Source organism: Pseudomonas sp. NPDC089534, assembly GCF_044749305.1.
Lineage (GTDB): Bacteria > Pseudomonadota > Gammaproteobacteria > Pseudomonadales > Pseudomonadaceae > Aquipseudomonas > Aquipseudomonas ekonensis.
This window is the reverse complement of sequence record NZ_JBIVHR010000136.1, coordinates 1-11,098: the sequence shown is the minus strand read 5'-3', so window position 1 is coordinate 11,098 and position 11,098 is coordinate 1. Positions and strand designations below refer to the sequence as shown.

Genomic DNA, 11,098 nt, shown 5'->3' with positions numbered 1-11,098 from the left:
AAATACACCACATAATAGAAAACCATTATTACCCTGGGTCGTGCTGAGATCGAGCTACCGTCCGGCGGTATCTGGATGCCTGACAGTACGGATGCGGCACTCTGGCAGCAGGTCTGCCAGTTGCGCAGTGAGGGTCAGCGTGTCGTCCAGGCCTTGCCTGGGCAACCTTTGGCCGCCGCCCGTGAAGCGGACTGCGACCGTCAATTGATCCAGCAGAACGGGCTTTGGCAAGTATCGCCACTGGCTTCTTGAGTTTTCCCGCCGGCAGTCGCCGGCACCAAGTTTGCGCGAATGAGGACAAGTGTTATGGGTAAGAATGTCGTAGTCCTGGGCACCAGTGGGGTGATGAGGGCAAAGGCAAGATCGTAGATCTGCTGACCGAACATGCTGCCGCCGTAGTGCGCTACCAGGGTGGCCACAACGCCGGCCACACGCTGGTGATCGACGGTGAGAAGACCGTCTTGCACCTGATCCCGTCGGGCGTGCTGCGCGAAGGCGTGCAGTGCCTGATCGGCAACGGCGTGGTGGTTGCGCCCGACGCCCTGCTGCGGGAAATCAACAAGCTGGAAGAGAAAGGCGTACCGGTGCGCGATCGCCTGCGCATCAGCCCTTCCTGCCCGCTGATCCTGTCCTACCACGTGGCGTTGGACCAGGCCCGTGAAAAGGCCCGCGGCGAGCTGAAGATCGGCACCACCGGCCGCGGCATCGGCCCGGCCTACGAAGACAAGGTCGCGCGCCGCGGCCTGCGCATCGGTGACCTGTTCCACCGCGAGCGTTTCGCCGCCAAGCTGGGCGAGCTGCTGGACTACCACAACTTCGTGCTGGTCAATTACTACAAAGAGCCGGCCATCGACTTCCAGAAGACCCTGGACGAGTGCATGGAATACGCCGAGCTGCTCAAGCCGATGATGCTCGACGTCACCGCCGAGCTGCACAGCCTGCGCCGCGACGGCAAGGACATCATGTTCGAAGGCGCCCAGGGCTCGCTGCTGGACATCGACCACGGCACCTACCCGTACGTCACCAGCTCCAACACCACCGCCGGCGGCATCGCCACCGGTTCCGGCGTCGGCCCGATGTTCCTGGACTACATCCTGGGCATCACCAAGGCGTACACCACCCGCGTCGGTTCGGGCCCGTTCCCGACCGAACTGTTCGACGACGTCGGTGCGTTCCTGGCCAAGCGCGGCCATGAGTTCGGCGCCACCACCGGCCGTGCCCGCCGTTGCGGCTGGTTCGATGCCGTGATCCTGCGTCGCGCCATCGACGTCAACAGCATCTCGGGCCTGTGCCTGACCAAGCTGGACGTGCTGGACGGCCTGGAAACCATCAACATCTGCGTCGGCTACAAGAACCAGGACGGTGCAGTGATCGACGCGCCGACCGACGCCGACAGCTACATCGGCCTGGAGCCGGTGTACGAGCAGATGCCGGGCTGGAGCGAATCGACTCTGGGCGCCAAGACCCTGGAAGAGCTGCCTCAGGCCGCGCGCAACTACATCAAGCGCATCGAAGAGCTGGTCGGCGCGCCGATCGACATTATTTCGACGGGTCCTGACCGCAACGAAACCATCGTCCTGCGCCATCCGTTCGCTTGATAAGTCGTTGATGTAAAAACACAAAGGCCCCTTGATCGGGGCCTTTGTCGTTTATGCCTGTTGGACGGCATGACCTTTGCTGCAAATATCCCCACAAGAAGTGCCATCAATTTAATGGCGTCAAAGTAGAGGGATTCAAAGTGTCGGCTGTTCTCTCACTGTTACAAAGCCGTTTGCTGCGGCCTGTGTTCGTTACCCTCGGTATCGCCCTTTTGGTGCAAGTGCTGGTGGCCGTTGCCCTGACGCGGAGCACCGTCACGGCGCTGGAGGCCGACCTCGGCACACGCCTGGGCGCCGACAGCCAGAAACTCTCCGGGGAACTGGAGCAGGCCGGGCGCGAAGTCACCTCCAGTCTCGATACGCTCTCGACCAATACCCGTCAGCGGCTCACCGCCGGCCTGTCTTCGCGCCTGAAGGACGAGCAGGCGCAGCTGCGTGCGACGCTGGAAAAGGATCTGAAGGATTCGGCCAACGACATGGCCCAGTTGCTGGCCTCGGTCGCACCCCGCGCCATGTGGGACAGCGACGTGCCGACCCTGTCCGAGTTCGCCCGCCGGGCCCAGCGCAATCCCAACGTGCTGTTCGTGGTCTACGACGACGCCACGGGCCAGCACCTGACCCGTTACCTCAACCGCGAAAACCCGATCAACAAGGCGCTGCTGGAAAAGGGCCAGGGCGAGCGGGCGCTGGACAAGCTGCTGGATGCGGCCAAGCGCGACCCGTCGGTCTTTTACCTCGAAGCCTCGATCAACCCCAACGGCGTGGAAATCGGCAAGGTGCTGATGGGTGTCTCGACGGCGTCGGTGGATGCCGACCTGGCCGCTCTCGACCAGCGCTTCTCGGCCCTGATCGCCAGCAGCGATCAGTTGGTCGGCGACAGCCTCAAGGGCGCCGCCGCCGACAGCGCCGCCGCCATGCGCGCGCGCCTGCAATCGGCGCAGACCACCGCTGCGGAAATGAAGGCCAACACCGCCAGCACCGTGCAGGACGCCGCCGCGACGCTGCGCTGGCGCATCGGCATGGGCCTGGCGTTGGTCGGTTGCGGCGTGCTGCTGTTGCTGGCGGTGGTGCTCGGGCACCGGGTGGTCAACCGCCTGAAGATGCTCAACGCCGCGATGGACGACCTGGCGGCGGGCGAGGGCGACCTGACCAAGCGCGTGCAGATCAACAGCAAGGACGAGATCGGCGACATGGCCTCGGCGGTCAACCGCTTTGTGGATAAGTTGCAGCCGATCGTGCGTGAGGCGGGGGATGTGGCCCAGCGCACGGGCGTGGAGATCGGCGCGATGACCCTGCGCAACGCCGGTGCCGACGCGGCGGCCGGTATGCAGCGCGATGAGGTCGCCGAAAGCCTGCGGGCGCTGTCGCAGATGGCCGACGAGGCGCAGTCGGAAAGCCAGGCCATGCAGGCGGCGCTGCAGCAGGTGGTCGACATCCGTCAGGCCACCGACGAGAACACCCGCACTTCGGCCAAGGTCGGCGGCCTGATCGAGGCGCTGGCGGGGCAGGTCGACACCGGGGCGAAGGTCATCGAGCGCCTGGCCCAGCAGAGCGAGCAGATCGAAGTGGTGCTGACCGTGATCCACGGCATTGCCGAGCAGACCAACCTGCTGGCGCTCAACGCGGCCATCGAGGCGGCGCGGGCCGGCGAGACCGGACGCGGGTTTGCGGTGGTGGCGGACGAAGTGCGGGCGTTGGCGAGCAAGACCCAAAGCTCCACCGGCGACATCCAGGCGCACATCGTGGCCTTGCAGCAGGGCGCCCGCGAGGCGGTGGACGCCATCGGCCAGGCCGGGCGCCAGGCCAGCGAAGGCTTGCTGGTGCTGCGCGACAGCGCGCGGCTGCAGCAGTCGGTGCAGGCGTCGGTCGAGCAGGTGCATGCGGCCATCGGCCTCGCCACCCAGGCGGCGGCGCATCAGGCGCAGGGCGCGCAGGCGGTGCGCGGGCGGGTCGAGACGATTCATGCCCAGGCCGAGAAAGCGGCTCAGGCGGTGCAGGAAACCACGGCCAGCGGCAAGGTGCTGGACGGGTTGGCGGCGCAGCTCAAGGCGAGCCTGGGGCAGTTCCGGGCCTAGCGGTCGTCCGGGCTGACGCCATCGGGCTCCCGCACTGGATCTGTGCGCGACGCAGATCCAGTGCGCGGGCAGGCTCAGCGGCTCAGGTACATCCGGGTGGTCAGCAGATAGACCGGCAAGCCCGACACCACGATCAGCAGCGCCGCATAAGGCGCCGCGGCCGCGAACTCCACATTCGCCGTATGCGCCCAGACCTCGGTGGCCAGCGTGTTGAGCCCGGTCGGGCTCAACAGCAGCGTCGCCGTCAGTTCCTTCATCGCATCCAGGAACACCAGCGCGAACGCTGCGCCCAGCGCCGGGAAGATGATCGGCAGGGTCACCCGGCAAAACGCAGTGAAGGACGACGCACCCAACGTGCGCGCCGCCTCTTCCAGCTGCGGCGCGGCCTTGTTCAGCGCCGTGCGGATCGGCGCCTGCGCCAGCGGCAGGAACAGCAGGGCGTAAGCGATCAGCAGCAACGCCGAGGTCTGGTAGAGCGCCGGCACGTAGTGCAGGGCGAAGTACACCAGTGTGAGCGCGATCACCAGTCCCGGCAGCGCATGCAGCAGGTAGGGCAGGCGCTCGGCCCAGATCGCCAGCCGGCCCTTGTGGCGCACCACCAGCAGCCCGACCGGCACCGCCAGCGCCAGGCACAGCGCTGCGCCGCCGAGTGACAGCGCCAGCGACGACAGCAACGCTTCGGTGATGGCGGCGACCGGGAATGCGGCCGAAGAGCCGACGGCAAGCCAGTACGCCAGCATGCCGAGCGGAATGCCGCTGCCGACCGCCGCGAGCAGCAGGCAGTACGACTGGCCGACGATCGCCCAGGCGCCGAGGCGCACCTGTTCGGCCCGTCTCGCGGCGCCCTGGCCGGTGCGCACATGCCGGCCCTTGCCGCGCATGCGCAGTTCCAGCCAAAGCAGGGTCAGGCACAGGGCGAGCAGAACCGCCGACAGCATCGCCGCGTTGGCATTGCTGAATTCCAGTTCGAACTGTTGATAGATCGCGGTGGTGAAGGTCTGCAGGCCGATGATCGACAGTGCGCCGAACTCCACCAGCATGTGCAGGGCGATCAGCAGCGAGCCCGCCAGCAGCGACGGCCAGAGCAGCGGCAGGGTGACGCGAAAGAACACGCCCCAGCGGCTCTGCCCCAGCGTGCGGGCCGATTCTTCCAGGGACGGGTCGAGGTTGCGCAGCGTCGCCGCGACCGGCAGGAAGATCAGCGGATACTTCGACAGGCTCATCACCAGGATCGCCCCGCCGAGGCCTTCGAACTGCGCGCTCAGGGACACCCAGGTGAAGCTGCTGACGAACGCCGGCACGGCGAACGGCAGGCACAGGATCACGCCCCACAGGCGCCGTCCCGGCAGGTTGCTGCGCTCCAGCAGCCAGGCCAGCGACAGGCCGATCACGCCGCAGGCCAGCGTCACGCCGACCATCAGCGCCAGGGTGTTGCGCAGCAGGCCGAACACGTAGGGGCGCCACAGCAGGTGCAGCGCCTGCGTCCAGCCGGCCTGCCAGGCCTTGAGGCCGACATAGGCCAGCGGCAGCAGGCTCAGCACCACCAGCAGCAACACCGGCAGCAGCAGCCAGACCGACGGCCGCCTGCGCCGCGGCAGGTAGCCGCCACGCGTTGGGGCGGAGAGCGGGGCGGCCATCAGTTCAGGCCGACTTCACGTTCCAGGTCCAGTGCCTCTTCGGCATTGCCGAGGTCGGCCGGGGTCACGTCCGGCGCCTCCAGCTCGCTGAACGGCTTGAGCCCGCGGTCCGACTCCATGCCTTTATGGAGCGGGTACTCGGCGGTGGTCTGGGTGATCACGCGCTGGCCCTCTTCGCTGGCCATGTAGGCGAGGAACTGCTGGGCTTCCTTGGGGTGCTTGCTGGATTTCAGGACCGCCGCGCTGGACACGGTGATCAGCCCGCCGACGTCGCCGCCGGTGAAGTAATGCAGTTTCGAATCCAGTTTGCCTTTCTCGCGTTGCAGGGCGAACCAGTAGTAGTTGTTCACCAGGACGGTGGCCACTTCGCCGTTTTCCACCGCCTTGAGGGCGACCATGTTGTTGCTGTAGGTCTTGCCGAAGGCGCGCAGGCCGGTCAGCCATTCTTCGGCGGCTTCGCGGCCGTGCTTTTTGATGATCGCCACGGCCTGTTCCTGGAACGCGCCGCTGGTCGGGACGAAGCCGACCTTGCCTTGCCATTGCGGATCGGCGAAATCCAGCACCGACTTGGGCAGGTCCTTTTCGTCGATCAGCTTGGGGTTGAACGCCACGACACGCACCCGCGCGGTGACGCCGATCCAGGTGCCGTTGCCGGCGACGTATTCTTTGGGCAGCACCGCCAGGGTGGCGTCGTCGGCCTTGGCCAGGAGGCCCTGTTCGCCCAGGTTGTTCAGGGGCGGGGATTCTTCGGTGTAGATCACGTCGGCGGGAGAGCGGTCGCCTTCCTCGATGACCTGGCTGGCGAGCTGGTTGCTGCTGCCCTTGCGCACGTTGACGTGAATGCCGGTCTTGGCTTCGAAGGCCTTGGCGATCGCTTCGCCGACTTCCTTGTGCTGGCCGTTGTAGAGCGTCAGGGAGACTGCGTCGGCAGCCTGGGTGAGGGGAGTGGCGAGTGCCAGGCCGAGCAGGGTGAAGGTCAAGCCGCGGCGCAGGGTATTTCGAAGCATCATTCGCAGGGTTCCTCACTGTCGCATTGCAAAAACTTGCAACAATGATAAACGAGTTTGGTTCTCAAATGCGCCTTGAGGTTGGGGCGAGTGTTTGCTATGTGCGGGGAGGGGGGTGGATTCTGCGGTGAGGGTGTTTGCTCCCGCTCGGCTGCGAAGTCGTCGCCGTCCGGTGTTGTGGCTAAGCTGAGGCGGGCCTTGCCCGCCGGCGGGAGCAAGCTCCCTCGCCACAGAAACGAAAAAACCCGCTTTCGCGGGTTTTTTCTGAATTGGTGCCCAGGAGAAGACTCGAACTTCCACGACCGTAAGGTCACCAGCACCTGAAGCTGGCGTGTCTACCAATTTCACCACCTGGGCTTCTCAATCAGCGATGTCGCTGTTGATGTCGCGCACTATACGGAGCGCATTTTGATCTGTAAACCCCTGATTTGATTTTAATAAATCTTCTTTTGCGAATCGGGAGGGCAGAATGCAAAAAACCCGCTTTCGCGGGTTTTTTGTGTGAGTCACGAGACTCGAAATTGGTGCCCAGGAGAAGACTCGAACTTCCACGACCGTAAGGTCACCAGCACCTGAAGCTGGCGTGTCTACCAATTTCACCACCTGGGCAGCTTCGTCAACGTGTCTGCGTTGTCGATGGCGCGCACTATACGGAGCGCCCAATTAACTGTAAACCCCTGGTGCGCAAAAAAATGATTTTTTTTACCGGCGGCGTTCAAAACGCTTTGGCGGCGTCGATACAAGGCCTCAGATGGGTCATATATAGCGTGAAATTTCCCGTTTCATGGCGCCTATGCCAAACTAGCCCGCATATAGACAAGGTGAAAACTCTCTAATGGCCGATTGGCAGTCCCTCGATCCCGAGGCCGCTCGTGAAGCGGAAAAATACGAAAACCCCATTCCCAGCCGCGAACTGATCCTGCAGCACCTTGCTGACCGGGGTTCGCCCGCTGCCCGCGAAGAGCTGGTCGAAGAGTTCGGTCTGACCACCGAAGACCAGATCGAAGCCCTGCGCCGCCGCCTGCGTGCCATGGAGCGCGACGCCCAACTGATCTACACCCGCCGCGGCACGTATGCGCCGGTGGACAAGCTCGACCTGATCCTGGGCCGCATCAGCGGTCACCGCGACGGCTTCGGCTTCCTGGTGCCGGACGACGGCTCCGAGGACCTGTTCATGAGCCCGGCGCAGATGCGCCTGGTGTTCGACGGCGACCGTGCCCTGGCACGGGTGTCCGGTGTCGACCGTCGCGGCCGCCGTGAAGGCGTGATCGTCGAAGTGGTCTCCCGCGCCCACGAAAGCATCGTCGGCCGCTATTTCGAAGAGGGCGGCATCGGTTTCGTCGTGGCCGACAACCCGAAGATCCAGCAGGAAGTGCTGGTGACGCCGGGCCGCAACGCCAACGCCCAGATCGGCCAGTTCGTCGAGGTGAAGATCACCCACTGGCCGACCCCGCGCTTCCAGCCCCAGGGCGATGTGATCGAGGTCGTGGGCAACTACATGGCGCCGGGCATGGAGATCGATGTCGCCCTGCGTACCTACGACATTCCGCACGTCTGGCCCGAGGCCGTGGTCAAGGAAGCCCGCAAGCTCAAGCCGGAAGTGGAAGAGAAGGACAAAGAGAAGCGCATTGACCTGCGCCACCTGCCGTTCGTCACCATCGACGGCGAGGACGCCCGGGACTTCGACGACGCGGTCTACTGCGAAGCCAAACCCGGCAAGCTGCGCCTGTTCTCCGGCGGCTGGAAGCTGTACGTGGCGATCGCCGACGTTTCCAGCTACGTGAAGATCGGTTCGGCCCTGGACGCCGAGGCCCAGGTGCGCGGCAACTCGGTGTACTTCCCCGAGCGCGTGATTCCGATGCTGCCGGAGGAACTGTCCAACGGCCTGTGCTCGCTGAATCCGCACGTCGACCGGCTGGCCATGGTCTGCGAAATGACCATCTCCAAATCCGGCGAAATGACCGACTACTGCTTCTATGAAGCGGTGATCCACTCCCACGCGCGCCTGACCTACAACAAGGTCAGCGCGATGCTCGAAACGCCGAAAGCCGCCGAAGGCCGCAAGCTGCGCGGCGAGTACACCGACCTCGTGCCGCACCTCAAGCAGCTCTATGCGCTGTACAAGGTGCTGCTGGCTGCCCGTCACGTGCGCGGCGCGATCGATTTCGAGACCCAGGAAACCCGGATCATCTTCGGTTCCGAGCGCAAGATCGCCGAAATCCGTCCGACCACCCGCAACGACGCGCACAAGCTGATCGAGGAGTGCATGCTGGCGGCCAACGTGGCCACCGCCGAATTCCTGCAGAAGCATGAGATCCCTGCGCTGTACCGCGTCCACGACGGCCCGCCGCCGGAGCGTCTGGAAAAACTGCGCGCGTTCCTCGGCGAGCTCGGCCTGTCCCTGCACAAAGGCAAGGAAGGCCCGACGCCGAAGGACTACCAGGCTCTGCTGGCGGGCATCAAGGACCGTCCGGATTTCCACCTGATCCAGACCGTGATGCTGCGCTCCCTGAGCCAGGCGGTGTACAGCGCCGAGAACGACGGCCACTTCGGCCTGAACTACGAAGCCTATACCCACTTCACTTCGCCGATCCGCCGCTACCCGGACCTGCTCACGCACCGGGCGATCCGCAGCGTGATCCATTCGAAGCAGAACACTCCGCACGTGCGCCGTGCCGGTGCGATGACCATTCCGAAAGCGCGCATCTACCCTTACGACGAGGCGGCGCTGGAGCAGCTCGGCGAGCAGTGCTCGATGAGCGAGCGCCGCGCCGACGAGGCGACCCGCGACGTGGTGAACTGGCTCAAGTGCGAGTTCATGAAAGACCGCGTGGGCGAGTCGTTCCCGGGGGTGATCACCGCCGTGACCGGTTTCGGCCTGTTCGTCGAGCTGACCGACATCTACGTCGAAGGCCTGGTGCACGTCACCGCGTTGCCGGGCGACTACTACCACTTCGACCCGGTGCACCACCGCCTGGCCGGTGAGCGCACCGGCCGCAGCTTCCGCCTGGGCGACACCGTGGAAGTGCGGGTCATGCGCGTCGACCTCGACGAACGCAAGATCGATTTCGAAATGGCGGAGAAGACCGTCAACGCACCGGTCGGCCGCAAGAAGCGCAGCACCGAAACCGCAGCGTCAGCCGCCAAAGCCGCCGCCGAACCGGCTCCGGCCCCGGCGAAAGCCGCCAGCCGCCGTCCCGCCAAGGAGAAGGCATCCGATGCCTACCGTCCGAGCGACGCCGTGGCGAAGAACGCCGAAGTGCGCAAAAGCCGCGAAATGAAGAAAGCGCTGCTGGCCGAGGCCAAGAACGGCGGCAAGGCGCCAGCCGGGGGCAAGACCGGACGGTCGGCGCCGGGCAGCAAGCCAGCCAAGCCAAGCAAACACCGCAAGGGCCCGCCGAAGTCGGGCTCCGCTCCGGCCAAAAGCGGCGGGGCGCGTAAACCCAAGGCCAAGTCATGAGTCAGCTGGAAAAAATCTACGGTGTGCACGCGGTAGAAGCGTTGCTGCGTCACCATCCCAAGCGCGTCAAGCAGATCTGGCTGGCCGAAAGCCGCAACGATCCGCGGGTGCAGCCGCTGATCGAGCTGGCCAACGAGAACCGCGTTCCGGTCGGCCAGGCCGAGCGCCGCGAAATGGACGCCTGGGTTGAAGGCGTTCACCAAGGCGTGGTGGCGGAAGTCAGCCCGAGCCAGGTGTGGGGCGAGGCGATGCTCGACGAGCTGCTCGACCGCACCGAGGGCGCACCGTTGCTGCTGGTGCTCGACGGCGTGACCGACCCGCACAACCTCGGCGCCTGCCTGCGTTCGGCGGATGCCGCCGGCGCGCTGGCCGTGATCGTGCCCAAGGACAAGTCGGCGACCCTGACCCCGGTGGTGCGCAAGGTCGCCTGCGGTGCGGCGGAAGTGATTCCGCTGGTGGCCGTGACCAACCTGGCGCGCACCCTGGAAAAGCTCCAGCAGCGCGGCCTGTGGATCGTCGGTACGGCGGGCGAGGCTGAAACCAGCCTCTATGACCAGGACCTGACCGGCCCGACCATCCTGATCATGGGCGCCGAAGGCAAGGGCATGCGTCGTTTGACCCGCGAACATTGCGACTATCTGGTGAACCTGCCGATGGCCGGCAGCGTCAGCAGCCTCAACGTGTCCGTGGCCACCGGCGTGTGCCTGTTCGAAGCCCAGCGCCAGCGCCGGGCCAAGGCGGCCGTCAAGAAGCCTTAAGCTTCAAGGTCGTAAATGTGGGAGCGGGGTTGCGCGCGAATGCGGTCTGTCAGTGACATTCTTGTCGGCTGACCCATCGCTTTCGCGGGCAAGCCCGCTCCCACACGTTTTTCGGCGACCGCGGATTCTGCATTCGCCCCGCAGCCCTGTGGGAGCCACCCGCTGGCGATGGCGTCGGTGAGTGCGCCGCCGGGCAGGGGTTGTTCAAATAATCACCAATTGCCTTGCGCCTGCGCAGCCCCTTCTCTACAATTGCGCCCCTTGCTGTGACGGCAGGCACGCATGTGCCCCGCGCCGGCAAGTCCACTAGTGTCATTCACTCCTTGTCTGACCGTTTTCAAGCGGCAGGCTACAACCCGTAAGGAGCATTCATGCGTCATTACGAAATCATCTTTCTGGTCCACCCTGACCAGAGCGAGCAAGTCGGCGGCATGGTTGAGCGTTACACCAAGCTGATCGAAGAAGACGGCGGCAAAATCCACCGTCTGGAAGACTGGGGCCGTCGTCAACTGGCCTACGCAATCAACAATGTTCACAAGGCTCACAAAGTGATAGATCGGAAG

The 11,098-nt window shown here is 64.9% G+C and carries 6 protein-coding genes, 2 tRNA genes and 2 pseudogenes; 6 read left to right on the top strand and 4 right to left on the bottom strand.

Annotated features, from left to right (window positions below):
• Positions 1-18: 18 nt before the first annotated feature.
• The 3 genes and pseudogenes from hisZ to ACIP0B_RS26430 form a co-directional block, all read left to right on the top strand.
• Positions 19-252: pseudogene (gene hisZ, locus ACIP0B_RS26440) on the top strand (ATP phosphoribosyltransferase regulatory subunit); the annotation flags it as partial.
• Positions 253-306: 54 nt separating this feature from the next.
• Positions 307-1,598: pseudogene (locus ACIP0B_RS26435) on the top strand (adenylosuccinate synthase).
• A gap of 140 nt (positions 1,599-1,738) precedes the next feature.
• Positions 1,739-3,673 carry a methyl-accepting chemotaxis protein gene (locus ACIP0B_RS26430; RefSeq protein WP_400837683.1) on the top strand — a complete coding sequence of 645 codons (1,935 nt, stop codon included), beginning with the start codon at positions 1,739-1,741 and terminating at the stop codon, positions 3,671-3,673.
• Between the two features lie 74 nt (positions 3,674-3,747).
• On the opposite strand, the gene ACIP0B_RS26425 is transcribed toward ACIP0B_RS26430, so the two are convergent.
• From ACIP0B_RS26425 to ACIP0B_RS26410, 4 genes are all read right to left on the bottom strand, one after another.
• Entirely contained in the window at positions 3,748-5,310 is a 1,563-nt protein-coding gene (locus tag ACIP0B_RS26425) for an ABC transporter permease (protein WP_400837682.1), read from the bottom strand.
• On the bottom strand, positions 5,310-6,320 hold the full coding sequence (locus ACIP0B_RS26420; RefSeq protein WP_400837679.1) for an extracellular solute-binding protein: 1,011 nt from the start codon (positions 6,318-6,320) through the stop codon (positions 5,310-5,312). Before ACIP0B_RS26420 ends, ACIP0B_RS26425 begins: the two co-directional genes overlap by 1 nt.
• A 267-nt stretch (positions 6,321-6,587) precedes the next feature.
• A tRNA-Leu gene (locus ACIP0B_RS26415) sits at positions 6,588-6,674 on the bottom strand.
• A gap of 165 nt (positions 6,675-6,839) precedes the next feature.
• Positions 6,840-6,926, bottom strand: a tRNA-Leu gene (locus ACIP0B_RS26410).
• A gap of 226 nt (positions 6,927-7,152) precedes the next feature.
• Here ACIP0B_RS26410 and rnr point away from each other — a divergent pair.
• The 3 genes from rnr to rpsF form a co-directional block, all read left to right on the top strand.
• Positions 7,153-9,777, top strand: coding sequence for a ribonuclease R (gene rnr, locus ACIP0B_RS26405; RefSeq protein WP_400837676.1), 2,625 nt, complete (start codon positions 7,153-7,155; stop codon positions 9,775-9,777).
• Complete coding sequence (rlmB, locus tag ACIP0B_RS26400) at positions 9,774-10,535, top strand: 23S rRNA (guanosine(2251)-2'-O)-methyltransferase RlmB (protein ID WP_400837673.1); 762 nt, start codon at positions 9,774-9,776, stop codon at positions 10,533-10,535. The genes rnr and rlmB overlap by 4 nt, the downstream gene beginning before the upstream one ends.
• A gap of 371 nt (positions 10,536-10,906) precedes the next feature.
• Positions 10,907-11,098: 30S ribosomal protein S6 (rpsF, locus tag ACIP0B_RS26395; protein WP_400837670.1), on the top strand; the 192-nt coding region annotated here is incomplete at its 3' end.